The following is a 26,997-nucleotide window of genomic DNA, read 5'->3' as shown; positions in this document are numbered from 1 at the left end:
CATGTGGTCTCGTCTGATCCAGTTTTTCACCCTCGCGCCCGGCGACCTGCTGCGCGATGCGGTCTATCGGCGGCTGTGGTCGTCCATCCTTATCTCGTCGCTGGGCGGCCAGGTCACCATGCTGGCCCTGCCGCTGACGGCGGCCGTGCTGCTCAATGCCAGTCCCACCCAGATGGGCCTGCTGCAGGCCATGGAGATCCTGCCCTTCGTCTTGTTCTCCCTGCCCTCGGGCGTGCTGCTGGACCGCATGCGCAAACTGCCGGTCTATGTGGCCGGCGAGACCCTGCTCGCCTTCGCGGTGGCCTCCGTGCCGCTGGCGGCCTGGATGGGTGCCCTGAGCATGGGCTGGCTCTATGTCGTCGGCTTCGTGCTCGGCACGGTGCACACGACGGCGGGCAGTGCCGCGCAGATCGTGCTGACCCAGGTGGTGCCGCGTGAGCGCCTGGTCGAGGCCCATGCCAAGAACGCGCTGGCCGGCTCGGGCGCCGAAGTCGTCGGACCCGGCCTGGCCGGCGTATTGATCAAGCTGCTCGGCGCGCCCCTGGCCCTGGCCGTGGACGCGTTCGCGCTGCTGGCCTCCGCCCTCATCCTGCGCGGCATCCGCGTCAAGGAGCAGCTGTCGGCCACGCGCGGCGCCTTCTGGGCCTCGCTGAAGGAGGGCTTGAGCTTCGTGCGCTCGCAGAAGCTGCTGGTCAGTCTTGCCACGGCCACCGGCGGCTGGCAGCTCTTTCACAACGCGGCCCTGGTCGTGCAGATCCTGTTCGCCACGCGCGAGCTGCAGCTGAGCCCGCAGACCGTGGGAGCGTCCTATATCGCCCTGGGCGCCGGCACCGTGCTGGCCAGCATCTTCGGCCACCGCATCAGCCGCCGCATCGGGCCGGGGCCCTGCCTGGTGCTGGGCTATGCGGCCTGCGGCGTCGGCTGGTTGCAGCTGGCGCTGGCGCCGACGGGTCATCTGGGTGTCGTCAGCTTCGGCCTGATGCTGTTCGCCTTCGGCGTCGGCGCCGTGCTGATCTTCATCAACTTCCTGTCGCTGCGCCAGGCCGTCACGCCCGCGCCCATGCTGGGCCGCATGACCAGCACCATGCGCTGGCTCATCCTGCTGCCCGCCGGTCCCGGTGCCCTCATCGGCGGCTGGCTGGGCGAGCATATGGGCCTGCGTTCGGCCCTGGCCTTCTCGGGTGTCGGCGCCTGCCTGCTGGCGGTCATGGCCTGGCGCCACCCCGTCATCCGGGGCGTGCGTGAGCTGCCCAAGCCGGTGGAGGTGGTGACCGCATGAGCAACAAGCCCATCGATCCCGTCCTCCTCGACGTCCCCGAGCGCCTGGACGGCGAGCGCACGGTGCTGCTGGCGCCGCACCCGGGCCTGGGCGCCGAGTTCGCCGTCGTCATCACGCAGTCGCTGTCGCACCTGCGGCCGTGGATGCCTTGGGCCCAGGAAGCGCCGACGGCGGAGATCTCCGAAACCGTCGTGCGCAAGATGCAGGCCGACTTCATCGCGCGCCGCGACCTGTGTTTCCAGATCTATGCCCGCAAGCCTGACGGCAGCCCCGGTCGCCTGCTCGGCGGTACCGGCCTGCACCGCATGGACTGGACGGTGCGGCGCTTCGAGATCGGCTACTGGATCCGCCCCGAGGCTGCCGGCCAGGGCCATGTCAGCGAAGCGGTGAAGCTGCTGACCGTCATGGCCTTCGACAAGCTGGCGGCGCGGCGGGTCGAGATCCGCTGCGACCCGCGCAATGCGAAGAGCCGCGCGGTGGCTGAGCGCAGTGGCTTCGAGCTGGAAGGCATCCTGCGCAACGAGGCCCTGGGCGTCGACGGCCATCCGCGCGACACCTGCGTCTACTCGCGCATAGCCTAGCCCTTAGCCATCACATGCGGCTGTCGTGCAGCGCGCCGCCGCTGAGGTCGACCATGTCGGGCTTGATCTCGGCGTAGCGCAGCACGCGCCCGCCCCACTGCTGCGCGAAAGCCTGGGCGCCGGCTTCGTCGGCGAAGCTGCCGGCCGTGGGGCCCATGGAGCCATGGCGCTTGCTGCCGAGCACGTAGACGGCCTGGCGCGCATCGATCCAGTGCCCGACGGGCTTGTCCCAGTCGGCCTTGGCCATGTCCTGCACATGGGCGGCCAGCAGCGGGCGCACCTGCTCGGGCTTGAGCAGCGTGGAGAGCAGCTCCATGCTGTCGCAGAACCAGGCCACCTCGCTGCTGCCCTTGTAGAGGATCTGGCCCTTGGGCCCGGGGTAGTCGGACAGCAGCATGCCGTCCAGCGAGCAGCTGGACTGCGCGGCGATCTCGCGCGGCTTGGCGGCTTCGTCGCCCGCGTCCTTGCGGCCGCAGCCGGCGAGGCCCACGGCGGCGAGGGCGGCGCAGCCGCAGAGCAGGCCGCGGCGGGTGGGATGGAAGGAACCCAGGGTCATGGCTTGAATCTCCAACCCGCCAGGGCCAGCGGCGCGCCTATCCAGGCCAGCATCGCGCCGCCCATGAGCCAGGGGTTGCCCAGCGCAGGCGGCACGACGCTGGCGAGGCCGTACAGGCGCGCCATGTCGTCCAGCGAGAACACGTTGAGGATGCGGAACACGTCCGCGGGATTGAGCAGCAACAGGTAGGCGAAGCCGTCGCCGCTGAGCACACCGCCCAGCTCGCCGCCTAGTTCTCCGCCGGTAGCCACCAGCAGGCCCAGCAGCAGCAGGTCGAACACCAGCACCAACGCGAACCACAGCGCGATGGCCAGGCCCGAGGCGCGGGTGCGGTCGCGGGCCAGCACGGAGAGCAGTAGGGCCAGGCTCAGGAAGGCCAGGCCCAGCAGCACCGAGCTGGCGACAAAGCCGCCGTAGTGGTACAGCCCCGCCGCACCGAAGCGCTGCCACAGCAGGGCCGCCACCAGCGCAAAGCCGGCGAGAGTGGACAGGGCCAGCGCCGCGGCCAGGCCCAGGTATTTGCCCAGCAGCAGTTCCAGCCGCGTGATGGGCAGGGCCAGCAGCAGGTCCAGCGAGCCGCGCTCGCGCTCGCCGACGACGGCGTCGAAGCCCAGCAGCAGCGCGATCAGCGGGATCAGGTAGATGACCAGCGAGACCAGGCTGGCGATGGTGGCCTCGATGGAGCGCGGGCCGATCTGGCCCTGGGCTGCGCCACCGAAGTAGGTGATGGCCAGCGAGAACACCGTGAACACGATGGCCACGGCCAGCACCCAGCGGTTGCGCAGCCGGTCGCTGAACTCCTTAGCCGCCACGGCGGCGATCTGGCGGGCTTGCAGTCCGTCCTTCATGCAGCCTCCCGCAGCTCGAAGTAGAGGTCTTCCAGCGTCGGCTCCTGAAGCCGCAGGTCCGTCAGCGGCTGGGCGGCGAGCTGCTGCAGCAGCGGCATCTTGAGTGCACGCGGGCAGTCGAGGCTGGCCTGTTGCGCGCCGTCGCGTTGCCAGCTCACGCCCGTCAGGCCGGCGAGCCGGGCAGACAGCGTGTCGAGCACCGTGGCCTCGGCTTCCAGGCGCAGGTGCAGCGGGCGCGTGGAGCGCTCGCGCAGCGCGCCGACCGTGCCGTGGGCGCACAGCCGGCCGTCGCAGAGCATGGCCAGCGCATCGACGCGCTGCTCCAGTTCGGCCAGGATGTGCGAGCTGATGACCAGCGTGACGCCGCGTGCGCGCAGGCGGTCGAGCTGGGCATAGAAGTCGCGGATGGCGGCTGGGTCCAGGCCGGTGGTGGGTTCGTCCAGCAGCAGCAGTTGGGGCTCGCCGAGCAGGGCCTGCGCAAAGCCCAGGCGCTGGCGCATGCCTTTGGAGTACTCGCGCACCGGCCGGCGGCCGGCGTGGCTCAGGCCCACCTCCTCGAGCAGCGGCGCGCATTGCGCCAGCGGCGCGCCCTTGAGGCGAGCGAAAAAGCGCAGCGTCTCCAGGCCGTCGAGGTTGTCGTAGAGCACCAGGTTCTCGGGCAGGTAGCCCAGGCGGCGGCGCGCCTCGCGGAAGTTGCGGCCGCCGACCTCGCAGCCGTCCACCCACAACTGGCCCTGGCTGGGCGCGATGAGGCCCAGTACCAGCTTGAACAGCGTGCTCTTGCCGGCGCCGTTGTGGCCGATCAGGCCGAGGAGCTGGCCGCGCGGCACCGTGAGGTCCACGCCGTCCAGTGCCTTGAGCGGCGCGCCACGGCGGCCGTAGTGCTTGGCCACGCCCTTCAGGCGCAGCGCCGGCGGGGCATCAACGGAATTGCTTGTCACGCCATTCGCTCCAGTTCTTGTGTTGCGGCCGCATGGCCGGATGGGCGTCCACGACGCTGGGCACGCGCAGCACCGGGAACTGCTGGCCCAGCAGGCGCAGCGCCTGCACGGCCGGGCTGCCCATCAGCAGCTTGACGCCGGGGTAGCGCCACTGCAGGCGGTCCACCAGCTCGTTGGCCTCGTAGGGCACGTCGCCCAGGCCGTCGCCGTTGCGGTCCCAGCCGAGGTAGTTGTCCCAGTGGTTGCCGTCGCCCTGCCCATGCGCGCTGTCGCCGGCATCGCCCCAGCGCTCGTCGCGGGCGCCGATGTAGCGCACCTGCTCGCGGTTGGCGATGAAGTCGTTGCGCTGCACCACGTTGCGCGTGGAGCCGGCCGAGAGGTGCACGCCGACGTGGTTGTCCACCACCAGGTTGCCGCGCAGCGTCGCGTACTCGACGTCGTAGATGAAGAAGCCGCGGTTGTTGCCGGCGACGATGTTGTCCTCGATCACCGAGTCCTGCAGCGTGCGCAGCATGATGCCGAAGTCGCTGTTGCCCCAGGTGCGGTTGCGCCGCACGGTCTGGTTGCGCACTTCCATCAGCGCCAGGCCGCCGCGGTTGAGGTAGCTCTCGTTGTCCTCCCACAGGTTGTAGTAGGAGTTCATGTAGTGCGTGCCGTAGCGGCTGTGGTGCAGCTTGTTGGCGCGGAACTCGGCGTGGTGGGAGACGTCCACGTAGAGGGCGTCGCGCACAAAGCTGATGTTGTTGCCGACGATGCGGGCGCCCTGGGTGTTGTAGAGCTGGATGCCGTTGCCGCGCTGCGAGGAGTTGAAGTCGCGCAGGCCGGTGATCAGGTTGTGCTCGACGTGCACGTCGTTGGCCTTCTCTATCCACAGGCCGAAGAGGTTGTAGGTCAGGTCACAGTGCTGCACCACGGCGCGGTGGCTGCCGGGCTGGATGTAGATGCCGGCATGCTGGGACTTCAGCTCGTGGCCCGAGTCGCGCACGATCAGGCCTTCGATGGTCACGTCCGGGGCCGCCACGCGAAGGGTGTCGCCGCGCTGGCTGCCGCTGATCGTCGGGCGACCGATGCCGCGCAGCGTCAACGGCTTGTCGATGCGCAGGTTCTCGTCGTAGCGGCCGCGTTCGATCTCCAGCACGTCGCCGGGCTCGGCGTGCGCGATGGCAGCCTGGATGGCCTCGCCGGGATGCACGCGCCAAGTGGCAGCATGGGTGGCCTGGGCGCTGAAGCCCAGGGTCAGCAGGGCCAGGGCCAGCAGTCGCGGCAGTTTCGCTCCGGGAGGTTTCATGCCGGCAACCATCCCAGCGACTTGAGGGCCAGGAAGAAGGCGGCACCGATCAGCAGGTTCTTGAAGCCCACGTAGCTGAGCATGTCCATCCAGCCGGCGACGCGGTAGTTGGCACGCCACCAGGGGCCGTCCTTCACGTAGCGGCGGCCGCTCATGCGGATCAGCACCTCGTAGACGCTCCAGCCGAACCACCAGCCGATGATGGCGGCGGACGACAGCTTGCCCTGCGCGGCCAGCAGCCAGGCCAGGCTGGCGGCCACGGCCAGGGATATGCCGGCCACCTGCAGCGCGCGCTGGCTCTTCCAGCCTTCGCGGCTCCAGGGCCACAGGTGATCGCGGATCTCCAGCAGCAACACCTGCCAGGCGGTCGCGGCGCCGCGGGCGGCGTAGGGCTGGGCCGGGTCGGTGGGCATGCGCGGGTCCGGGCCTTGCGCGGCCTTGGGCGAGATGGCGGGCACGGCGTCGATGGGGATGTAATAGCCGTCGCGGCCGATGGGCGTGATGAGCAGGCCGTCGCGCTCGCGGCGCTTGCGCTCCTTGGCCAGCGGCGGGCAGCCCTTGTCGTCGGTGTAGAGCACCATGCAGTCCAGGCAGTGCAGGCACTCGCGGTGGTCGATGCGGCCGGCCGCGTCGATGGCCTGGGCGCCGCAGCCCACGGCGCAGGCCTTGCAGCTGTTGCAGTCCTGCTTGCGCTTCAGGCCGAACCAGCGGAAGGTGCTGGGCATGGCCAGCGAAGCGCCCAGCGGGCACAGGTATTTGCAGTAGGGACGCTCGATGAAGATGGACAGCCCCAGCAGCGCGGCGACGAACAGGCCGTAGGGCCAGGCACGGTTGAAGATGCCGACGAGGAAGGTGGTCTTGAACGGCTCCACCTCGGCCAGCATCTCGGCTCGGCCCATGTCGAACATGGACACGGCCAGCAGGCCGAAGAAGATCGCGTACTTCAGCCACTTCAGCTTGTCGTGCACGGCCTGCGGCACGGGCTTCTGCCAGCGCTTGAGGCCGAGCCTGCGCGCGATCTTGTAGATCGCTTCCGACAGCGAGCCGAACGGGCACATCCAGCCGCAGAACAGGCCGCGACCGAACAGGAAGACGGTGACGATGATGAAGATCCAGAACACGAAGATGAACGGATCGGTCAGGAACAGCGACCACGTCCACTGGAACAGCAGACTGTGGAACCAGGTGAGCACCTGCGTGATGGACGGCTGGGCCATCAGCCCGAAGCCGACGAACACGGCGGACAGCGCCCAGGCGCTGTACTTGAACGCGTTGACCGGCCACTTGTTCTTGTGCGTGGAGCGCCGTGTGAGCCGCTCGCGCAGCGCATAAACCACCGCCACGCCCACCAGCAGCGCGGTGAAGAGCGCGATCTTCAGCGCCTGGCTCTTCCAGATGCGCTGCCACGGCGCATCGGGCTCCACGACCTGGGGACGGCCGCCCTGCAGCAGCAGGTCCGGCAACCAGTACTTGCTCTCGAAAACGGCGAAGCTGCGGTGTCCGGTGGCCTGGTCGACGCGGTTGCCCAGGAAGGCCAGCTTCCACGGGTAGGCGGCCGAGAAGCTGGGCGACCGGATGATGAAGATCGCCGATTCGGTATAGGACGGCGCGCCTTCGGCTTCCAGGCCATAGAGGTTGACGGCGTCGAGGTCACGGAAGGTGAAGGCGTCGGCGCCCTGCTTGACCTGCACGCGGTCGTAGATGCCGCCGCGCACGAAGCCCGAGCCCTTGAAGGACTCGGCGCCGGCGCTGCGCACGATGAAGAAGGCCTGCTCGCCGTCCTTCAGGCGCGAGCGCAGGCTGGCGTAGCCGTTGTCGCCCAGCAGGCTGCGGCCCAGGTCGGGGTGGTTGAGGTCGCCGAACCACAGTTCGATGAAGGGTTCGTTGGACGGCGGCAGGCCCACCTGCTCGGGCCGCACGCGCAGCTGCTGCACGGCGCCCAGGGCCTGCAGCTCGCTCCAGCGGTAGCGGCGCCCGGCTTCCTGCCAGCGCGCGCGGTCGCGCACGGTGGGTTCGATGATGCCGACCTGGCGCGCCACGGCGCTGCCCGAGAGCTGCATCACCTGGTTCTGTGCCACGACGGTGACGGTGGCGCCCGAGATGGCATCCACGCCCAGCACGTTCTCGTCCGGGCGCGAGGGGCCGACCTCGATCTGGTCCTTGACCGACTTGCCCAGGTACTGATCGTTGAACTTGACCAGGGCCGTCTCGGGAATGCCCAGCAGCAGGATGGGCTCGGAGTGTTTGAGCACCTTGACGCCGACATAGCGCCCGGTGGTGTCCATGCCGATCAGCGTGACCACCGGCTTGCCGGAGTAGGCCGGCGTGTCGGTGATGTCGGTGGACAGCATGACGTAGCCCAGTAGCGCGGGCTTGGGCCCGCCGGCAGCGGCCGGACCGTAGGCCTCGACATAGGGCGGCTGGCCCTTGCGCGGCGAGAAGCTGGCGGCGCCGGGAAAGACCTCCTTGCAGGGCAGCAGCGCGCACAGGTCGGGCGCGGTGGCGAGGTCGGCCGGCAGCTCGGCCTCGTAGGCCAGATGCGCGGGTGCGGCCTGCGCGAGCGCAGCCGCCAGAAAAAAAACCGCGGCCAGCGCCCGGAGGCAGGCCGCGGCAAGTCGTTCCAAAAACGTCATCTGAGTTCTCGTCTTCCGCCGCCCACACCAGCCGGCTCGAGTGGCCGGCGTGGGGGCGTCGTGCGCCTCGTCAGGCTTCCACGATCATGCGCGTGCGCATTTCCAGGTGCAGGGCGTGGCAGAAGTTGGTGCAGTAGCACCAGAACACGCCGACCTGATCTGCCACGAACGTCACCGACTTTGTTTCCAGCGGGTTCACGATGAACTGGATGTTATGGTTGGGGATGGCGATGCCGTGCGTCAAGTCCTCCACCTTGTCCAGGTTGGTCAGGATCAGCGTGACCTCGTCGCCCTTCTTCAGCTTGAACTCGCGCATGCTGAAGGCCGGTGCCTGCGAGGTCATCTTCACGGTCACCTTCTTGCCGTTGCGGAAGACACCGGTCTCCTTCGGATCCTTGATGGCGATGGGCGAGTCATCCAGCGAATAGATCTGCTTGGGCTTGAGCAGGTCACGCTTGAAGATGATGAAGTCGTGAGGCTCGCCGCGCACCGGGTGGTCGGCCAGCAGCACCATCTTCTCGCCCGACATGTCGATGATCTGCTCGTTCTCGGGGTGCAGCGGGCCCACCGGCAGGAAGCGGTCCTTGGAGAACTTGCAGCCCACGGCCAGGTACTTGCCGTCGGCGGCGATGGTCTCGGACTGCGAGCCGTTGATGTGGCCCGGCTGGTACTGCACGTCCAGGCGGTCGACCACGTACTTGGCGCTCTTGTCGCCCTTCTGGAAGGCGATGGCCTTGTCGATGTTCCACTTCACCACCTGGCTGTCCAGGAACAGCGTGGTGTAGGCGTTGCCGCGGCCGTCGAAGGCCGTGTGCAAGGGGCCCAGACCGATCTCGACTTCGGCGACGATGGCGTCGTCCACCTTCTCGAACTTGCCGTCGAACCAGTCCAGCACCTTGGCCAGCTCGATCACGGTGGCGGTGGGCGACAGCTTGCCGGCGCAGATGAAGTACTTCTGGTCGGGGCTGGCGTTGACGCCGTGCGGATTCTTCGGCACCGAGACGTAGGCGGTCAGCGCGGTCTTGGCGTCCTTGTTGGCTTCGCGCGTACCGTCCACGACCGGCACCTTGGAGCTGCCGATGGTCTTGAACTTGCCGGCCTTGACGGCCGCCTCGATGCGGGCGACGTTGAAGAACAGGCAGGCGTCGCGCTCGGCGGACATCATGTCCTCGTAGTGCACGCCCATCTCGGTGTTGTACTGGTTGGTGGCCGCCAGCTTGCCGTCATACGAGGTGGCCGTCAGGTCGCAGTTGCCGTCGATCAGCACCTGCCAGCGCACTTCCATGGTTTCGGCGTCCACGCAGCTGAACAGCGAGCGGTACTTGCTGCCGTCTTCGATGCCGGCATTGGGCAGCGGGGTGGCGAACTCGCCGCCGCAGAACACGCGCGTCGTGTAGTTGATCTTCGGATCGACCGGGTCGCGCTTGTCCGGGAAGATGCCGTGGAAGCCCTGCACGTTGGGCAGCTGCGTGATCTTGTCGCAGACGAAGTAGTCCAGCCGGATGCGGGCAATGCGGCTGTTGATCTTGTCGTTGATCCAGGCGTAGCGGCCGTCGTAGTTGCCGTCCTTGTAGGAGGCGTGCGTGTGGTGGGTGTCGCCCACCGTGTAGCGCAGCGAACCATCGGCCTTGGTGCCCATGATCTGCTTGGACTCGTTGGTGATGCCCCAGCCCACCAGCGCATCGGGCACGAAGCAGGGGATGCGCAGCAGCTCACGGCCAGAGGGCAGGCCCAGCACGCGCATGTCGCCGTTGTGGCCGCCGCTCCAGAGGCCGTAGTAGCTGTCCAGCTGGCCGGGCTTGAGGTGGGTCGCATTGGCTTCGCCCCCATGCGCTGCGGGTGCGGCACCGCTGGCGGCGGGCGCGGCGTCCTTGCCGTCGACCTTCTTCTCGGTGCAGGCGGCGGCGCCCAGGGTCAGGCCGGCGATCGCGGCGCTGTTGATGAATCGGCGACGCGCCAGCCCCTGGGGTTCGGCGCTGTTGCTCGTCATGCTTTTGTTCTTGCTTTCGTCTTTCATGGTCTTCCTCTTGGGCTGATCGAACGGAAAGGGGCGACCCGCGCGCCAAGTCGGCGCGCGGGCGCAAATGGGGGTGGGGGCGATGGGCCGTGCCATCGACGTTGACGGCAGGTCTGGAGCCTTGGGGGTGGCTGCGTGCAGCAGGACCCGGAAAGCAGACGCATCGTCGCCACGAGGGGGCCTGTCGATGTTGATTTGGATCAGTGTTTGCTCGTTGCGATGAACATGTGGCGTGGTTAGCGAACACAATCCGGCCCGTTCTCTCCCGCTCCCTTTTCCCTTCTCCTCACTCCTCAAGCCATGAACCAAGTGACATTCCGCCAGGCTGTCTTGGCCGCCATCGCAGCGCTCGCGCTGGCCGCTTGCAGCAAGCAAGAACCTGCCGCCACGCCCGCCGCTGCGCCCGTGGCTGCCGCAGAACCTGCATCGGCTGCACCGGCCGTCGCCGAGAACGCCGTCGGCAAGGGCGTGTTCGGCAAGACCTGCTCCATGTGCCATGCAGCCGGTGTGGGCGGCGCGCCCAAGCCGGGCGACAAGGCCGACTGGGGTCCGCGCATCGCGCAGGGCAACGAGGTGCTCTACAAGCACGCCCTCGAGGGCTTTACCGGTGCCAAGGGCATGATGCCGCCGCGTGGCAGCGGTGCCTCGCTGACCGACGACGAGGTCAAGGCCGCCGTGGACTTCATGGTGGCGCAGTCGCGCTGAGGCCGCCTTGTCTCCGATGACGTCGCGAGGCCGCCGGGATGTGATGCTCGGTTTGCTGGCCTGCGTGCTGCTGCCGCGTGCGGCATGGGCGCAGGTTGCCGGCGCTTCGCCGGTGCAGCGCAGCTCGGCCGTTCTGATGGGCACGCAGGTCGATATCGTCGCCGTGCATGCCGACGCGGCACAGCGTGCCCAGGCCGTGGAGGCGGCGTGGTCCGAGATGCTGCGCCTCACCGAGATGATGAGCCGCTATCGCAGCGCCAGCCAGACCAGCCTGCTCGCCAGGGCCGCCGGCGGCGCGCCGCTGCCCGTCGCGCCCGAGATGATGGCGGTGCTGCTGCAGGCGCAGCGGGTTTCGCGGCTCAGCGGTGGGCATTTCGATGCGACGGTGGGCGCATATGCCGACTGGCATTTCGAGCCGGGCCAGCCGGCGCGGCTGCCCGACGCGTCAGCGCTCACGCGCCAGCAGGCCCTGGTGGATTCGCATGCACTCCAGCTCGACCCGCAGCGTGGTACCGCGAGGCTGGCGCGAGCCGGCATGCGCCTGGACCTCGGTGGCATCGGCAAGCTGCCGATTCTTCAGGCGGGGCTGCGCACGCTGGCCCGCCATGGCGTGACGGATGCATTGATCAACGGCGGGGGCGACGTGCTGTGCAGCGGCACGCTCCAAGGCCGTCCCTGGCGCATCGGCCTGCGCGATCCTCGCGCGCCGCAGCAACTGCTGGGCGTGCTGGCAATGCGCGGTGGCGTGGTGGCCGCTTCAGGCGACTATGAGCGAGGCTTCGACCTTGCCGGGCGCCGCTACCACCACATCCTCGACCCGCACAGCGGCCAGCCCAGCCAGGGTCTGCGCGGTCTGGCGCTGGTGGCCGAGGACGTCGACGCGGTGAACGGTTGGGGTGCCGCCATGATGGTGGCCGGTGCCGGCCAGTCGCGGCGCTGGCTCCAGCAGCACTTGCCGGACGTCGCGGGCGTGCTGGTCGACGCCGACAGGGCCTGGTTTTCGGCGGGCCTGCGGGAGCGCTTGCTGACATCGGTCTAGGCGCGGGTTCAGCCCCGACCCAGCCGGTCCACGGCGCGTTCCCGCCCCCGGGCTCACTGCTGAATCGCCACCTCCGTCAGCTCGCTGAGCTTGTCGCGGATCACTTGGTCGACGCTTTCCTTTCGACCTGAGTCGCCCTTGTACGCATTCGACGACTTGTAGAGGGCCGCCCATTGCTCGCGCATGGTGTCCAGGCTGTAGACACGTTTCAGCTCCTTGGTGGCTTCACCCTGCTGGTTGTTGTCGACGTAGATGCCTTCCGGCAGATAGTTGAGTCGATTGCCCTTGTAGATGCGCTCTCTGAAGAGAAAGCCGGCCTTGATGCCCCCTTGGTGGTTCTGGCGGGTGACGATGATCCTGTTGGCGCCCAGCACCCGTTGAGGTGAAAAGCCGACGCCCCAGCCGGAGGCCACGCTGTAGACCAGCGTTGACTGGTCGATCGAGCCGATGTCGATCTCGACGTCCTCACCGCTGTGCCCAGGCCCCGGCACCGGGTCGAACAGGACGAGATCGATGTTCACGTAGAGGCCATTCTTCTGGTGGGTACTCTTGATGGCCGTGGCCAGCCGGGTCGCAGCAACGGCGTTGCGGCTGTGGGCCTTGATCATCAAGAGCACCGAACCCTGTGCGATCCCTTGGATTTGGTTGCCGAACTCTTCCAGCCCGAACGAAACGTTGTTCTCGATGGAGTTCTGGCCGGTGTCTGAGGCGCCACCCTTTGCATTGGGCCCACCGATGACGACTTGGCCGCCGTGCTTGTCGTCCTTGTCCGAAACGACCTTCTTTCCCGGCCGGCGCGTGCCCACGTCGTCTTTGTCGGTATGGGTGATCCAGTCGTCAAAGCCGGATCCGGGCATCACGAACTTGATCACTTTGACGAAGCCCGATTCGAGCACGCCGGCGCGACGCCCGCCTTGCGCCTGCACGGTTTCCGGCACGGCACCGTCAGCTCGTGCCTGTACAGGCGAGGATGGGCCCAGGTCATGCAAGGGTTGGCTTGCTGCCTGGGCGCCTATCCGGTCGGCTTCGCTTTCCAGGCTCTCGTCATTGTTGACGGCTACGTCGCCCACCTGGGTCGTCGGTCGTACTCGCCCTTGCCGCTGCTGCACCACATGCCATGCCTCATGCGGCAGATGCTGTTCCTGGCCTGGTGCCAGATGGATGTCGTTGCCCTGCGCGTAGGCCAGTGCATTGAGTTGCGCCGGCTGGTCGGAGTTGTGATGAACGCGCACCTCCGACATGTCCATGCCAGAGAGCGTCTCGATGCCGGCCTTGAGGGCGTCCGGCATGCCGGTGCGGTTCTGCTGGCGCGGCCCCGCGGCGACCGGCGACCGGGCTGCGGTTCCGTCGTCTGCTTCCATGGGCCCCTCGACGCGTTGCACCGCCGCGCCCAAGGTCTCGCCGATCTGCCGTCGCTGGGCCAATTGGCGCGGGCTGTTGCTCATCTGCGCCGACAGGCTGCCGGCGCCTTCGCGGGCCTCTCGTTGCGCGGCGGGAGACTGCAATGCGGCCCGATGATCTTTGGCAATGTCCTTCATGGCAGGCTCCGGTCGATGTGGCAAGGGCAGCGACGTGCTCAAGGGCAGCGGCCGACCTCATGGGTCTTCCACCCGCTGCTTGAAGGTGAACACCAGCCCTCCCACCACCAGCAGAGCGATGAGCATCAGCAGTGGCAGGTTGCCTTTGCGCAGTTCGTTCAGCGATGGATCACAGGTGAACACGGCAAAGGCCACGGCGAGGGTGGCGATGCCACCGCCCCACAGCCCCATCAGATAGAGCTGTCCCAGCCGTCGCACGCGGCAGTTCCAGCCGTAGGCCAGCAACGCGCTGCCGGTGGCCAGCAGCAGCGCCTCCAGCGCAAGCCGGAAAGGCAGACGCAGCGGGCAGACGAACTGGCAGAAGGCAGTGTCCTGGTCGAGATAGGACCAGAAGCGTGCGTCGAGACCGGAAAGCACGCTGCGGCCGGTGCCGCGGGTGGTGACGGGCAGCGGCCAGAAGGCGATGCCGCCGAACGACCATCCGATATAGACGAGGTCGCGATCCAACGCATCGGCATCGTTCGGCGAGAGGTCCAGCGGCGAGCCGCCGGTATGCAGCAGGACCGGCACAAGGCTGCCCAGCAGGGCCATGCGGTCTTCGCCGACGAGTTCTTCGTTGAAGTCGGTGCGCGAGCGCAGCTGCATCTTGCCGACGTCGCTGCCCACCCCAAGCGGTGCAAGGAAGCGCACGCTGATGTCGCCCCGGCCGACGTAGTCGGCCTTGGACTTGTAGGTGGCGGCTGCGGCGCTGCGGTCCTTGGAGTCCAGGTCGCCGCCGACGATGCGGCGCTTCTCGGCCGACTTCATGACGTGCATCAGGTTCTTAAATCGGAAGGCGGTCGTCGGTTCGCCGAGCAGATGCTGGGGCACCACCAGGTTGAGATGGAAATGCCGCTCGGGCTGGTCTTCCATGAGCTTCACGATTCCCAGCACCAGCTTCATGTAAAAGCGCTCGAAGCCCTCGGACTGCGCCTCCTCGTCGGTGGGGTCGAAGAAGACGGTCACGCCGTCGTAGACGAAGGCGGCGTCGCGCCAGCGCTGCGGCAGCAGGGTTTCGAGAGAGCCTTGCAGGTCGCCGTGGCGGCGGTCCAGCATGTCGCGCACCTGGCTGGTGGTGGTGTCGAGCACCGTCTCCAGAGCTTTGCCGGACAGCTGGGAGAGTGCCCGGAAGTCGCGTCGGTAGAGCACCAGGTCCAGATTGACGGCATGCTTATCCACCTGGCGCGCAAAGCCGCCACCAGCGCTGTTCCAGCCATTGGGCTGCAGAAATTCGCCGTTGTTGCGCAGGATGGCGCCCATGTACTGCAGCCGGGTGAACTTGTCGAAGCGGACGGGCATGGGCGCGGGGTCCGCGTCGTTCATCCAGTAAGGCAGGAAGGCGAACACGTCGTTGCCGGCGTTGGGCAGCGTGCAGCCGCAGCCTTCGGGCGCCAGTTGAAGCGGCTTTGCGTTGCCGATGGGGTGGGTGACGCCGGCCATTTCGGTGATCTCATCGCGCATCTCGGCCGGCATCAACTTGTCGAGGAAAGTGGCCAGCGGCAAGCGGCCGCTGGCCAGCGCGGCCTGCAGCGCCTTCTCGGCGGGCGCGGGCTTGGCCAATGCGACCGACGAGGCCGCCACGCCGGGCGGGGGAGGGCTTCGGGAAGCCCCCCGCGGGGGCGTCGGGCCGCCATCCTTGTCGGCCAGATCGTCCTTGCGCGGGCAGCGAGTCAGCAGATCCTTGTGTTCTTCAAGTGCGAGTGCGTTCACATGACGCAGGAAGTAGTCGCACTGGCGGGCCCGCAGCGAGTCCTGAAAAACGGCGCGCGTCGGGTGTTCGATGTCCTTCAGCGGCAGCAGCATCTCGCGCAGCTGTTCCAGGGTCGGGCCCAGGATCATGAAGCTTGTGGGCGGCTTGGTGGCCATGGCGGTGCCGTCGGCGGCCGCCTGGCTCGCGGCCTGGGCTTGCACCTCGGCGAACTGGGCTTCGGTGTCGCCGAAGAGCTGGTCCAGCTTGGTCTGGGTCAGCACATAGGTCATGGGCAGTGGAGGGTCGGCCTCGAAGCTGCGGCCGGCCTGATCCAGCGTGACATCCTTGATCGGCCGGCCGCCGCGTCCCTTGCCCGCGCCGCTGGCCGCCTTGGCGGGTGGGGTCACCGGGTCCAGCACGTGCAGCACGTAGGGCGCCTGGTCGACGTGCGGTGGGTTGGAGGCATCGGTCACCGTCAGCTGAAAGCGGTAGTCGCCGCTGGCCGTCGGCGTACCAGCCAGGCGGCCTGTGGCGTCCAGCGTCAGGCCTGGCGGCAGCGTGCCGTCGAGGGTGAAGCGGTAGGGGCCGTTGCCGCCGCGTACCAGGTCGCGCGGCTTGTAGGGCTGATTGAGCCGTCCGCTGGGGAGGGGCACCGTCTGGTAGATCAGGGTGAGCGTGGCGGCTGGCGCGGAGGCCGGCGGCTGCGCGGCGGGTGCCGCCGTCAGCGTCGTGGTCTGGGGCTCGGCACGCGGCGGCACGGGGTGGGCCACGGCCACGCCGCCGGCTGGTGCGGCGGTGGTGCCGGCCGGGCCCTGGGCGGCGGCGTGCAGGACGATGAATCCGGCAGTCAGCAGCACACCGGCCAAGAAGATGCGCAGCCGGGCGCAGTGGCGGCAAGGCTGGGCCCGGGCTGGCGGGGTTGCCGGCGGTGAGGTCGACGATGCGTCGTCGGCAGCCCAGTCATTGCGGCGTCGCAGGAATCGATGTGTATGCATGGTGTCTACACCGTGCGCCCTTCCTTGCGCAGTTCCTTGGCGATGCCCTTGCGCAGGTCAGCGGCGCCGATGCGCTCGCGGCCGGCGTGCATCGCGTTGATGGCGCCGAAGCGCACGACGTTGGCGATGGCACCACCCGCCAGTTCGTGCCGCTCGGCGAATTCGGTGAGGTCCACGTCGGGATCCAGGCGCCCGGTGTGCCGCACCATGCCTTCCCACAGGCGCAAGCGCTGGTCGGCATCGGGCATGGGGAAGTACACCGCCGACTGGAACCGGCGCGCGAAGGCGTCGTCGATGTTGCCCTTGAGGTTGCTGGCCAGGATGACGGTGCCGGGGAAGTCCTCGACGCGTTGCAGCAGGTAGGAGATCTCCTGGTTGGCGTGGCGGTCGTTGCTGCTGGAGGTGGCGGTGCGCTTGCCGAACAGGGCGTCCGCTTCGTCGAAGAACAGGATCCAGCGCCGGTGCTGGGCCTGGTCGAAAACCTCCGCGAGGTTCTTCTCGGTCTCGCCGATGTACTTGGACACCACCATGGACAAGTCGATCCGGTAGACGTCGGCCTCCACCTGCTGGCCGATCAGCGTTGCGGTCAGCGTCTTGCCGGTGCCCGGCGGACCGAAAAACAGGCAGCGGTAGCCCGGTTTCAAGGCCTTCTGCAGCTGCCAGTCGCGCATCAGGGCTTCGCCGTGGCGGGCCCAGGTCGCAATGGCCTGCACCTCGTCCATCACATCTGCATCCAGTACCAGGTCGTGCCAGCTCAGCCGGGTCTCGATGCGCTTGGCGGGGAAGTTGGCGCTGTAGTCCGGCTTGCGAGCCTCGCCGGACCACAACAGGTCCAGCGTTTCGCGTCCTGCCAGCAGCGCGGCGCTGTACCAGGGCTCGCCGGGGGCATCGTGCTGCAGCCGCACCAGGCCGTGCCGGCGCAGCGGTGCGGTGTCGTCCAGCACCCGGTGCAGATCGAAGCGTTGGCCGAGGTTCTCGCCGGCGATCAGGAAGGCCGCGGTCTCCACCGTGGGCAGGAAGCCACCGTGGTGCCGTCCCTTCCAGCCGCCGAACTCGCAGAAGCCGCGATTCAGGTTCTCGTTGTTGACGAAGAGCAGGTCCAGCATCTGTGGCCGCAGATGGGGCGCCAGGGCCAGGGCCAGCACCAGGCGCTCGTTGGGGCTCAGCCCGAAACGGCGCACGAGTTGGGCGAGGTCGTCCGCTGCCGGCCCCTCTGCCAGCGGTGGCGGCGGCGGCAGGTCCGGCGGCGCATCGCGCTCAGCGGGTGCGCCGAAGTGCGCGGCCAGCCGGGCCTGCAGCACGCCATCCAGCCAGCGTAGTTCGCCTCGCAGGGCCTGCGCATTCGCTCGGACGCGTGTGCCGGGGTCATCGCCAGTCGACATGAATCACCCTTTCCATCCACGGATGCCGCAGCGTCGAATAGCCCCACGGCAGTTGATCGATGAGCATGTCGAAAGGTCCCGGCTCCACCACCAGCCGCCAGGCTTCATCGCGCAGCTCCAGCCGCGCCGCGCGCTGCAGAAAGGTCTCGCGCATGCCCGCGATGGACGTGCGGCCCAGGATGCGCCAATGCTGGATGACGGCGCCAAGCAGCCCGTCCAGCGCCTCGAGTTCGGCCGCCGTGGGATCGATCTCGCGCGGCAGCGGCGTGTCCAGCGCCAGGCCGCAAAGCAGCTTGTTGAGCAGCAGTGCCGGTTCGGGCGCGGCGGCCTCGCCGCTGACCAGAATCTGCAGCAGCAATGCGGCACGGGCCGCGGCCTCGGGTCCGGCGAAGGCGGCCGGGCCATCGTCTGCCGCCAGCAGCCCGACATGGGCGAAGAGCCTGGGCAGGTAGGGGGACAGCAGCACCAGCCCCGCGTTGCTGACGTCCATCGTCTCAGGCTGAGCTTCGTCCCGGCGTTCGGCCGGGTCGGGGACCGGCAAGGGCGGCTGCGTCGGTGCGCGGGCCAGGCTGGTTGCTGCGCTCGGCGCCGGGCGCGACGTACGCCATGGCAGGCGCAGGCCCGACACTGCGGCGGCCAGCACGGCCGAGGCGCGGCGCACGGCACGGTCGAACCAACCGGAAGGCGGATCGACGGATGCGCCTGCCTGGCGAGCCAGCTCGTCTGCAACCCGGGCTTCGTAGCGGGCCACGTCGAAGCCCTGTGCGTGATGGCGCAGCGTGTGCCCCAGGGTGGCCTGCCAAAGCCGGCGCTGGCGCGCGGTGACGGTGGCATCGCTGGCGGGCTCGTCGCCGGCGGCCACGGTGGCAATCCATCCGGTCACCGCCTGTCCGGTGGGTTCGGCCATCCACAAGCCCAGCAGCCGTGGCAACAAGGCGAGCGGCAGCAGCTGGGCGAGGCGCTCGCGCACGGCCGTGGCCTCGGCGGCGCGCTCCAGCGTCGTGCGCAGCCAATCGCGGTCCTCGCGCAGCAGCGGCACCCAGGCGTGGGCGACCGCATGCAAAGGATCACTGCCCGACGCACCGGACGCCTGGGCGTCCAAAGCGGCGATCAGCTGGGCGCGCAGAAGCATCAGCACCGCCGGCCGCGGTGTCACGGCATGGTCCAGCGCCTGCCCGAGTACCGACTCCCACCAGGCGCTGCGCGCGCGCGGCGACAGGCCGGCACGGCGGGCCGGCGCCAGTGCCTCCAGCAGCCGGGATGCCGCGGCCGGCTCGCCGGGCATGAAGGCACGCACCAGCTCGGCCAGCAGGCCATCGTCGAACTGCGAGGCCAGGCGCTGCAGCATTGCGACGCGATCGGGCAGGGCGCGCAGCGACTCGATCAGGCCGGCTGCGTCCTCGGCCAGGACGGCGCTGGCGAGGGCCTGCAGGCCTTCGCCGCGTGCTTGCCAGGGCAGGCGGCCGTGGCTCAGGAAGTGCAGCAGCGACTCGCGCCGGGCCTGGGGCCGGGTGCGCACCTGCAGGCCGGTGGCACGGCCAGCGGCGCTGGCACCGTCGCCGGTGGCGCGCAGGTCGGCCAGCATGCGCAAGAGACGCTCGCGCAGGCGACGAGGTGCTTCCGCCTCCCAGTCGTCCAGCGGCAGCTCGCCCAGGTCGATGCTGAGCTCGTCGAGCCGCCAGTGCTCGTCGGGCGGGCAGCAGCTGTCGAAGACCTCGTCGATGACCCGCAACAATGACCCCTGGGCGCAGTCGACCAGGCGGGCCTCGGCGTCTTGTGGCGCGATGCCGGCGCCAAAGTCGGTATTCAGTGTCAGCCGCTCGATCAGGTGCGGCGCCGGGCGATCCCAGTCAAGCATGGCCTTGCACGACGGGCGTTGCGCCGTCGTCCTCTTGCGTCCATTGCCTGGCCTGACGCGCATCGGCGGTCAGTAGCAGCTCGATCAGCTGGCAGGCACAGCCGTCGGCGGCCCATTGAGCGGCTTCGTCGTCGGGGCGTTGGCACCAGGCGCGGCGCGCCTCCAGCCAGGCCGCGTGAAGCGCCTCGAAGGACTGCATCCGTGCCACGTCCAGCACCATGCAGTGCAGCGTCAGATGCGGCGGGCAGCTGATGCGCAGCGTCTCCTGGGCGAAGCGCCTGAAGGCGGGTTGCGCGGTGCGATGAGTCCAGGACGGCAGCACGGCCGTGACGCGCAGGCGGTGGAAGTCGGACTGCAGACGCAGGCGGGCGTGGCGGCCGGCATCGCGATGCAGCGGCCTCAGCAACACATGCTCCACCAGATGCAGGCCTTCGCAGGCCTGGTCCACGCCACGCAGGTACAGGCGCAGGCTTGTGGCTGCGCGACGGGCGGCCTGCGGGCTGGAGAAATCCCCCAGCCGCCACCAGCGGCCGTTCTCGTCGGGGCCGAGCAGCAGCTGGCAATCACCCTCGGCCCAGGGCAGGAGCCGATAGCGGCCCTCGTGCTGGGCGGCCCGCCAAAGGTCCACGGGCAGCGACTGGCGCAGCCAGGCCATGCGGCCCAGATCCTCGCGCAATTGGTGCATGTCGACGGGCCGGACGGCACCGCCCGCCGCTGCCGCGCGTGACAGCGCCGGGTCGTCGGGGGCCAGCAGCCGGGCCTGGTGCTCGTCGCCGGGCGCCTCCACCAGTTGCAGTCGCTCGTCCTGCAGGACTTGGGTCAGCGGCCGGTCATGCCAGAGTTTGAAGCCGAGAAGCAGGCTGGCGCGGCGCTGCATGCCGCTGCAATTGTCGGGTTGGTTCCACGCCGGGCGGCCCGGGTTGAAGCCGCCGGCGCGGTCGCGTGCAAGGGGCACGATGTCGCGCAGCCAGGTGGCCTTGTTTTCCAGCAGCAGGCGCTCGGCCTCGCCCGGCTTGAGGTGGCCGAGGAACTGGCGCATCGAGTTTTGTGTATAGGTCTCGCCGTGCAGGGCCAGCAGGTGGTCGAGCGCCCGGTGCTTGCGTCCGGGCGTGCGGTCGAAGGGCTTGTAGACGGCCTCTGCCATCTGGGCGAGCGGCTGCAGGTAGAGCTCATCGAGGCCGGGCACGGCGTCGGGGCCGATCATCTGCGTCCACAGGCCCTGGCTTGCCCCCGGGGCCACGGAGAAAAGCTCGCGCAAGTGCTGCAGCTGGGCCAGGCCCTGGGCGATGGCCTGTTCCTGCATCACCAGATAGGCCTTGAGCTGCTTGGCGCGGGCCAGACGCTGTGGCGGCGCACCGGCTGCCGGCCCGTGGCGGCCGAGGCCGTAGATGGCGGGGAGATGGTCCTGGACCGACGCATAGCGGTCCATGGCCCGGTGCTGGCCTTGCGGCATCAGCTCGTTGGCGCGTTCGGCCTGTTGCTGATCGGTGCGGGCGTGCTGGGCCCGGCTGCCGGCGCGCAGGTCTTCCAGCCGCCGGCACAGGTCCTGCCACGCGACCTGCACGACGTTGCCGCGGCGGCGCACGGTGATCGTGGGCGGCACGCCGCTATCGGGCAGGCGCAGTGCCAACGCCCAGTCGTCGCCTCGCCAGGCCACGGAACCCGAGGTCGTCTCCTGGCCGTCGACATGCAGCGCCAGCACGCGAGCGTCCACGACGCCCGGCACGCTGCGCACCACGGCCGTCAGGTCCGACAGCGCCAGCGGCTGGCGAGCCGTGGCGGCATGCCGCGGGTCCAGGTCCTGGATGAAACCGTGCTGCAGCGCGGGACCGGTGTAGATCTCCTCCAGCGTGCGGCCCTCCCGGCGCAGTTCGTCCAGTGTCCGGGAGACCGCGGAGTTGGCGATATGGCGGGCGCAGCGGTCGTAGACCTCGGCCAGGATGTCGACAGCGTCGCGCGGGCCGCTGACGTCGAGGTCGGCGTGCAGGTCGCAGGGCACTTCGCGCAGGCAGACGACCTTGGCGTCCAGGTCCTCGCCGAGATTGCGTCGGGCCATATAGGCGGCGCGGGCCGCGGCGATGCGTCCGTCCGGCGCCGCACCGCCGTGCTGGCTGAGTTTGAGCCGCATCCGGTACAGACCGCTGCCGGCCTGGGGTTCGAGGCTGACGTCATCCAGTCCGGGCACGGCGTCCAGCAGATGGCGACGGTAGTCGGCCGGCGTGGTGGGCCGGCAGGGCAGCACCTCGGACGGCGGGTGCAGGGACTGATCCGCATGATCGATGCGGTCGTCAGCGCCGGTGAGGTGGTCTGCCACCGGGAAGCCCGCTCGGTAGATGATGTCCGTCAGGCCGAAGCACAAGTGCTCGAGCAGCGTGATGCCGGGGTCGTGCAGGTTGTGGTCTGTCCAGATTTGGCCGGTCAGCGCCTGCAGCAGCGCGAGGCCACGGGCGCGAAGCTCGTCGAAGCCGACGTTGCCGCCATCGACTTTGGCCAGGCTGTCAGGCACCGGGCCGGTTGGAAGTGCGGGCCTGGCGCTCACCTCACGCCTCCCGCCGCCATGTGGGGGTCGTGCCAGAGCGTCGTGACCGACGCCTGGATGACCCGGTCGTCGCCGTAGTCGCACCGGGTGCGGATCTCGAGCTGGTAGTTGCCATGGCGGCCGGAGCCCCCCGTCCAGCGCAACTGCAGCCGGTCGCAGCGCTGGCCGTACCAGGCATGCTGGCTGCGGATGCGGGCGCGACGCGACGTCCAGGCCAGCCAGCCCGGCAAGGGGTTGTAGGCATTCATGGCGATTGCGTGCACCAGCGCGAAACGACCGGTCTCGGGGCGGCCCACGCCCGCCGTGATCTCGATGGCCTGGCAGCCCTGCAGCGGCCCGGTCAGCGCATGCCAGTCGCCATTGGCCAGCAGCGGCTTGCCGTCGGGTGTCTGGCGGCGCAGTTCGCCCCGGCGCCCATGCGACGAGACCACGCCGCGCACGTCCAGGGCCACGTCGGGTCGGGCCGTGCCGATGCCCACGCGGCCATCGGGGTCCAGCGCCAGTGCCGGTGGCGGCGCTGCCTTGCCACGGCCGTCGCCGGCCCGCAGCAGCAGCTGATTGCGGTCGCCGCCAAACCCCATGGACCAGATCGGATCCTGGCCATTCTGCTCGCGGTAGAAGCTGAGCAGGGCCTCGTCGCTCGTCACCTCGAAGCCGTGTTCCGGCGTCTTGCGGAAGCCCTCGTCGCTCATGTTCAGCATGGAGTCGATGAGGTCGCCGAAATGGTCGCTGGTGGGCCGGCGGCCCTCCTCGAAGAACTGCCTGAGCGTGGCGCGGTTGCGGGTCGTCATGGCGATGCCCTGCCAATCACGAAAGTGGTACCGACGGCCAGTTGGTCCACGCCGGTGGGCTGCGGGCCTCCTGCGGGACTCAGGTCGTCAGCGGTGAGGATGTGCTGCGGCAGCGGCAGCGCGATGCTCCACGGCAGTCGCGCGTGCGAGTGGGCGGCGCCGCGCGCGGGGCGGTCGCCGTCCTGGCCTGGAGGCTGGGGCCCCAGCGGTGACTGCGCGGTGTCGTGCAGGCGGTAGCGGCCCTGGTCGTCGCAGGTGAGCGTCAGCAGCGACAGCCGGCCCACGCTGTCCACGCCGTCGAGCCGGCGGATGCGAGCCTCCAGATCTTCACTGCGTACCAGCCAGTCGAAGCGAAGGCCGTAGCCCTCGTCGAACCAGGGAGACAGCATCTGCACGATGGTGTCGTTCACGCGCCGCAGCGTCGCCCCCTCGTGGGCGCCGGGGCGCAGGCCAATGGTGGCGCGCAGCTGCAGCCGGTCGTAGGCCGGGTTGCGGACGCGGAAGTCAGCGAAGGGCGAGCCTGCCGCGCGCAGAGCCTCGGCCATGCGAGCGAGGTCCACGGCATTGAAACGGGGGGCTTCGCAGGCCAGGGCCGGTTGGTTGCGCGGCAGGTCGGGCACGACGACCACGGTGACTTGGCCGCTGCCGTCCGTCGCTGCGATGCAGCGGACCTTGCAGATCTCGGGGAACTGCTCCAGCAGCTGCCGTTCAACGTCCCAGCCGAGCGAGGCGCGGCCCTTGTGCAGCAGCCGCTCCCCGGCGCGGGTGATCAGGGCGCGGTCGTCCTCTTCGCGGCGCAGGCCGAAGGAGCGCCCCACCTGGGTTACCGCCACCAGGCCGGGCAGGCTGGCCGCCGGTCGGGTGATGGCGCCGCCGGCCAGCGTCTCGGGCGGAGCAGGCGGGGCTGCCTTGCGGCCCGGGCGCGAGTCCGCGCCCAGCTCTCGCCTCAGCCGCAGGCCCTGGGTACGGACCGACACGAGGCGGGCGAAGCGTTCGAAGTCGGCTTGAGCCGACAGGCGCAGCCAGTACAGGCCAGCCGGCATGATCTCGTGCTGGGTGTCCATGTCGCGCGGCAGGTCCAGCGTGACGATGCCCGAGGTCACGCCTCCATGCGTGGTGTCGCCCAGCACCCGGGTCGGCGGCAGGGAGCGCCAGTCGTCGCCGGTCAGCGTGGACCAGCGCAGGGACGGCCGGGCCATGTCGCCGGCCGCGCTGCCGGCCAGGGGTTCCTGCAGCTCGAACAGCAGTGTGAGAAGCCCGCCGGCATCGCTGCCGCTCAGGCCGATGTAGAGGTTGCCGTTGTCGCCCAGACGCGGCAGCAAGGGGTGGCCACCGGTGGTGCCTGATTCCAGCGGCTGCACGCCCAGCGGATGCAGATGGAAGATCCGCTCGCCATCCACGCCTTCGGGCGGCTCGTCATCGCGGTCCAGGGCGATGACGCTGCGGGCTTCGTAGCTCAACTGCAGCCGCTCGATGACCGGTGTGTAAGGCGGGTTGGGCAGGGGGCGCTGGCGCCGGCTGCGGGCGTTGGCGGCCACGGTGGTGGCCAGCTCCATCGGGTAGGCCGCATGGCCAAAGGCCAGCCTCGATCCGGCCAACTGCAGCCTGCACAGGCCGTTGCGGGGCAGCGGCATGTGCTGCCAGTCCTCGGTGCTGGCGCGGCTGAGCTGGCGCAGCGAACCGGGGTCGACCTCGATGCGGCGTGCGGGTTCCAGCTCGCGGCTTTGCTCGTCCCTCAGGAAGAGCCGCTCGTCGCCAGGAAGCAGGCGGCAGGGCTGCCACCGCCCGTCGCGCAGCCAGGCGGCCGTGGCGTCGAAGTGGCCCTGCCGCAGCGCGGCGGCGGGGCCGGCGTAGCCGGCGTAGTGAGCGTCGAAGCCGCCGGCGTCCTGCGGGAGCCCGCCCCACTCAATGTCCAGCCACAACCGGTCCAGCGTCTTGCGGGCGGCCTCGGCCGAGCCGACGGCGACGTGCGACGACTGGCTGGGCAGAGGACCAAAGGGCATGAAGGCCTTGGTGGCGTCCAGCGGACCCAGGTTGTTCTCGAGATGCAGCTGGCGCAGGCCTTTGGCCGTCACCGACAGCTCCGCGGCGGCAAGGGACAGGTGCGCGAGCGGCGAGTAGGCGTAAAGGCGGCCCTGGGTCGAAAGCTCCAGGCGCAGCACCGGCAACCGGGTGGGCCATTCGGGGCCGTGCCGTGTCGGTGTGCAGCCGACGATGGCCGGTGCCTCGGATTCGAGCCGGATGCGCAAACCCAGGTCGCAGCCGCCCTCGGCGCGCTCGACGCGCTCCAGCCGGCACTCGACGGGCAGCCAGCCGTCAATGGCACTGAGGCTCGCGCGCAGCGCGCCTTGCAACAGCCGATTGAAGAGGCGCGAGCGCCTCGGCGCGTGGTTGCCTTGGAAAGGTGTCGGCAGTTCGGCGTTCGGCATGGCGTCGACGGCGGCGCGCATGTCCTGCCAGTCCTTCGCGTCCAGGTCGCCGGGGACGGGCTGGCCGCTTTCCTCGGCCTGGGACTCGCGGGCGTCGCTGACTGCCATCAGCCAATGCGGCAGCAGCGCCCCGAAGGCATCGCTGAGGGCTTGCGGCGTGCGCGCCCGAAGCACGGCGTCGCGCAGGGCATGCAGCCGTGGCCCGGGACCGGCTTCGTTCTGACGCAGCAGCAACCTGATCTCGCGTTCACCTTCGGCGAGCAGCAGCAGCGGCGACGCGATGGCCAGCCCGATGCGTGCATCACGGGCGCCTGCGCCACCGGCATCGCCGAACAACGGCCAGACGCGGCGGCCGTCCGGCGCGGGTTCAGCGAGCTTGCTGCGGGTGACGTAGCCCAGGTGGCATTCCGGCGCGATCAGCGGGTCGCGTTCCTGGCGCAGCGTATGGAGCGCGGCGACGCGCAGATGGGTGACGGCCAGCGCCTCGTCGCTGATGAAGCGCACGGGCCGGCCGGCAGCGTCCTTGCCGGCCTCGAATGGTGTCCCGGGCAGCAGCAGCACGTCGCCCGCAGCTCGCAGGTCGCGTTCGCAGGCCAGGTGCACCCGGTCTGGCCGCGGCGGCAGCGGCTGAAAGCCCAGGCAGTCGCGCAAGTAGAAGTCAACATGCCGCGCGGGCAGGCGATTGACTTCCTGCTGCGCCATCTCGCACAGCTGCAGGAAGGCGATCACCAGCGCGGCGGCCGGTTCGTGGCGACCGGTGTCCAGGCTGGCGGGAAGCAGCTCGCGCGCCAGGTGGCGCACGTCGTCCGCAGCGCTGAGGAAGGCGAAGAATCGTTCGCGCAGTCGTTCGCGGTCGCTGCGCTCGGCGCTGGCATCGGCGTCGGGCTCGTCGCCGATGTTTCGGTGCCAGAGGCTGGAGAGCTCGCGCTCCACGGGACTGGGGAGGCGGGGCGTGCTGAGCGTGCCGCCCTGTTGCAGGAAGCGCCGCTCCACCCAGCGCAGGTCGGCGGCGAGCTGCCTGGCGATGAGCAGCTCGATTCGATCGCACAGCTGGCGCGGCGCCTTGTCGTCCAGCCCGGCCAGGGAGCGCCACCAGAAATCCAGCTCGCGGGCCAGGGACAGCACCTGTTCCGCCAGCTGCGGCAGGGCCGCGGTCTCGGCCTCCGCGCTGAAGCGTTGCCGCCGCGGCCAAAGGTCGGCCGCGGCGATACGGGCCATCATCAGGGTCGGGTCGTCCGTGAACAGAGCGCTCCAGTCGCCGATCTCCTGGTTGTTGAGGTCGTTGAAGCGCAGCCGGCGCGCCAGTTGCGCTGTCATCTCCACGCGCTGCGAGAAGTCGAGATCGTCCGGCCGGAAGTAGCCCGGTTCCAGGGCGCGCGGGAAGCGCTCGCGTTGCTCGGTGCCGGCGCTCATGGCGTTGCCCTCGCGGCCGTCTCGCCTTCGCGCAGATAGAGCGGATAGACGAAGTTGTGCGGGCTGTTGCTGGCGCGCAGGCGATAGGCCAGCCGGATGCGCAGCACGCCTTCCATCAACGCGCTGGTGTCGAACGCCACCTCGTCCAGCGTGATGCGAGCCTCGAAGAACAACACGGCCTTCTCGATGAGACTGCGGATCTCCGTCAAGGTGCTGGTGTTCATCGGCTCGAACACCAGCCGGCGCAGCCCGCAGCCATAGGTGGGATGCATGATGCGTTCGCCCGGTGCCGTACCGAACAGGATGCGCAGGCTCTCCTCGACGTCCGCCACACCGGCTACCGTCACGGCGCCGCAGTTGCGCCGGTCGAAGGCCGGCGGGAAGGCCCAGCCGGTGCCCAGGAAGTCGTGTTCGGCGTCCATGACTGCGTTGTAGG

At 69.3% G+C, this 26,997-nt stretch carries 18 protein-coding genes; 4 read left to right on the top strand and 14 right to left on the bottom strand.

Translation table 11 applies throughout. The features are described 5' to 3' along the window. Position 1 precedes the first annotated feature (1 nt). Together AC3WOE_RS21970 and AC3WOE_RS21965 are read left to right on the top strand one after the other, a co-directional pair. The gene (locus AC3WOE_RS21970) at positions 2-1,279 is read left to right on the top strand and encodes an MFS transporter (RefSeq protein WP_492693520.1); all 1,278 of its coding nucleotides are present in this window, start codon (positions 2-4) and stop codon (positions 1,277-1,279) included. Then, positions 1,276-1,860 (top strand): GNAT family N-acetyltransferase, encoded by a 585-nt coding sequence (locus AC3WOE_RS21965; RefSeq protein WP_492693518.1) that lies wholly within the window; start codon positions 1,276-1,278, stop codon positions 1,858-1,860. The genes AC3WOE_RS21970 and AC3WOE_RS21965 overlap by 4 nt, the downstream gene beginning before the upstream one ends. 10 nt (positions 1,861-1,870) lie before the next feature. Here AC3WOE_RS21965 and AC3WOE_RS21960 read toward each other — a convergent pair whose 3' ends face one another. The 6 genes from AC3WOE_RS21960 to nosZ all read right to left on the bottom strand — a co-directional run bounded on the left by AC3WOE_RS21960 (position 1,871) and on the right by nosZ (position 10,143). After that, the gene (locus AC3WOE_RS21960; protein ID WP_492693517.1) at positions 1,871-2,416 is read right to left on the bottom strand and encodes a nitrous oxide reductase accessory protein NosL; all 546 of its coding nucleotides are present in this window, start codon (positions 2,414-2,416) and stop codon (positions 1,871-1,873) included. Next, positions 2,413-3,264, bottom strand: coding sequence for an ABC transporter permease (locus tag AC3WOE_RS21955; protein ID WP_492693516.1), 852 nt, complete (start codon positions 3,262-3,264; stop codon positions 2,413-2,415). Before AC3WOE_RS21955 ends, AC3WOE_RS21960 begins: the two co-directional genes overlap by 4 nt. Continuing rightward, entirely contained in the window at positions 3,261-4,205 is a 945-nt protein-coding gene (locus AC3WOE_RS21950; RefSeq protein ID WP_492693515.1) for an ABC transporter ATP-binding protein, read from the bottom strand. The genes AC3WOE_RS21955 and AC3WOE_RS21950 overlap by 4 nt, the downstream gene beginning before the upstream one ends. After that, a complete protein-coding gene (locus AC3WOE_RS21945; protein WP_492693514.1) occupies positions 4,186-5,493 on the bottom strand; it encodes a nitrous oxide reductase family maturation protein NosD in 1,308 nt (435 codons plus the stop codon). The genes AC3WOE_RS21950 and AC3WOE_RS21945 overlap by 20 nt, the downstream gene beginning before the upstream one ends. Then, positions 5,490-8,126: a 4Fe-4S binding protein gene (locus AC3WOE_RS21940; RefSeq protein WP_492693513.1), complete on the bottom strand. Its 2,637-nt coding sequence runs from the start codon at positions 8,124-8,126 to the stop codon at positions 5,490-5,492. Before AC3WOE_RS21940 ends, AC3WOE_RS21945 begins: the two co-directional genes overlap by 4 nt. 70 nt (positions 8,127-8,196) lie before the next feature. After that, on the bottom strand, positions 8,197-10,143 hold the full coding sequence (nosZ, locus tag AC3WOE_RS21935) for a TAT-dependent nitrous-oxide reductase (RefSeq protein ID WP_492693512.1): 1,947 nt from the start codon (positions 10,141-10,143) through the stop codon (positions 8,197-8,199). A gap of 300 nt (positions 10,144-10,443) precedes the next feature. On the opposite strand from nosZ, the gene AC3WOE_RS21930 reads away from it, so the two are divergent. Further along, the gene (locus tag AC3WOE_RS21930; protein WP_492693511.1) at positions 10,444-10,848 is read left to right on the top strand and encodes a c-type cytochrome; all 405 of its coding nucleotides are present in this window, start codon (positions 10,444-10,446) and stop codon (positions 10,846-10,848) included. A gap of 43 nt (positions 10,849-10,891) precedes the next feature. Further along, positions 10,892-11,887 carry an FAD:protein FMN transferase gene (locus tag AC3WOE_RS21925; RefSeq protein WP_492693510.1) on the top strand — a complete coding sequence of 332 codons (996 nt, stop codon included), beginning with the start codon at positions 10,892-10,894 and terminating at the stop codon, positions 11,885-11,887. A 53-nt stretch (positions 11,888-11,940) separates the two neighbouring features. On the opposite strand, the gene AC3WOE_RS21920 is transcribed toward AC3WOE_RS21925, so the two are convergent. From AC3WOE_RS21920 to AC3WOE_RS21885, 8 genes are read right to left on the bottom strand one after another with little or no spacing between them, the layout of a single operon-like run. Continuing rightward, positions 11,941-13,425, bottom strand: coding sequence for an eCIS core domain-containing protein (locus tag AC3WOE_RS21920; protein ID WP_492693509.1), 1,485 nt, complete (start codon positions 13,423-13,425; stop codon positions 11,941-11,943). Positions 13,426-13,482: 57 nt separating this feature from the next. Next, positions 13,483-16,149 carry an Ig domain-containing protein gene (locus AC3WOE_RS21915; protein ID WP_492693507.1) on the bottom strand — a complete coding sequence of 889 codons (2,667 nt, stop codon included), beginning with the start codon at positions 16,147-16,149 and terminating at the stop codon, positions 13,483-13,485. Positions 16,150-16,154: 5 nt separating this feature from the next. Continuing rightward, a complete protein-coding gene (locus tag AC3WOE_RS21910) occupies positions 16,155-17,531 on the bottom strand; it encodes an ATP-binding protein (protein WP_492693505.1) in 1,377 nt (458 codons plus the stop codon). Then, positions 17,515-19,389 (bottom strand): contractile injection system tape measure protein, encoded by a 1,875-nt coding sequence (locus AC3WOE_RS21905; RefSeq protein WP_492693504.1) that lies wholly within the window; start codon positions 19,387-19,389, stop codon positions 17,515-17,517. Before AC3WOE_RS21905 ends, AC3WOE_RS21910 begins: the two co-directional genes overlap by 17 nt. Then, complete coding sequence (locus tag AC3WOE_RS21900; protein WP_492693503.1) at positions 19,382-21,895, bottom strand: baseplate wedge protein; 2,514 nt, start codon at positions 21,893-21,895, stop codon at positions 19,382-19,384. Before AC3WOE_RS21900 ends, AC3WOE_RS21905 begins: the two co-directional genes overlap by 8 nt. Before the next feature lie 29 nt (positions 21,896-21,924). Further along, on the bottom strand, positions 21,925-22,719 hold the full coding sequence (locus AC3WOE_RS21895) for a hypothetical protein (protein ID WP_492693501.1): 795 nt from the start codon (positions 22,717-22,719) through the stop codon (positions 21,925-21,927). Next, on the bottom strand, positions 22,716-26,561 hold the full coding sequence (locus AC3WOE_RS21890; RefSeq protein ID WP_492693500.1) for a baseplate J/gp47 family protein: 3,846 nt from the start codon (positions 26,559-26,561) through the stop codon (positions 22,716-22,718). Before AC3WOE_RS21890 ends, AC3WOE_RS21895 begins: the two co-directional genes overlap by 4 nt. Next, positions 26,558-26,983, bottom strand: a complete 426-nt coding sequence (locus AC3WOE_RS21885; RefSeq protein WP_492693498.1) for a GPW/gp25 family protein — start codon at positions 26,981-26,983, stop codon at positions 26,558-26,560. Before AC3WOE_RS21885 ends, AC3WOE_RS21890 begins: the two co-directional genes overlap by 4 nt. Positions 26,984-26,997: the final 14 nt, after the last annotated feature.

It is taken from the genome of Roseateles sp. FW305-36, from assembly GCF_058787015.1.
Note: the sequence above shows the minus strand (reverse complement) of the source record. Positions and strands in the feature narration are given on the sequence as shown.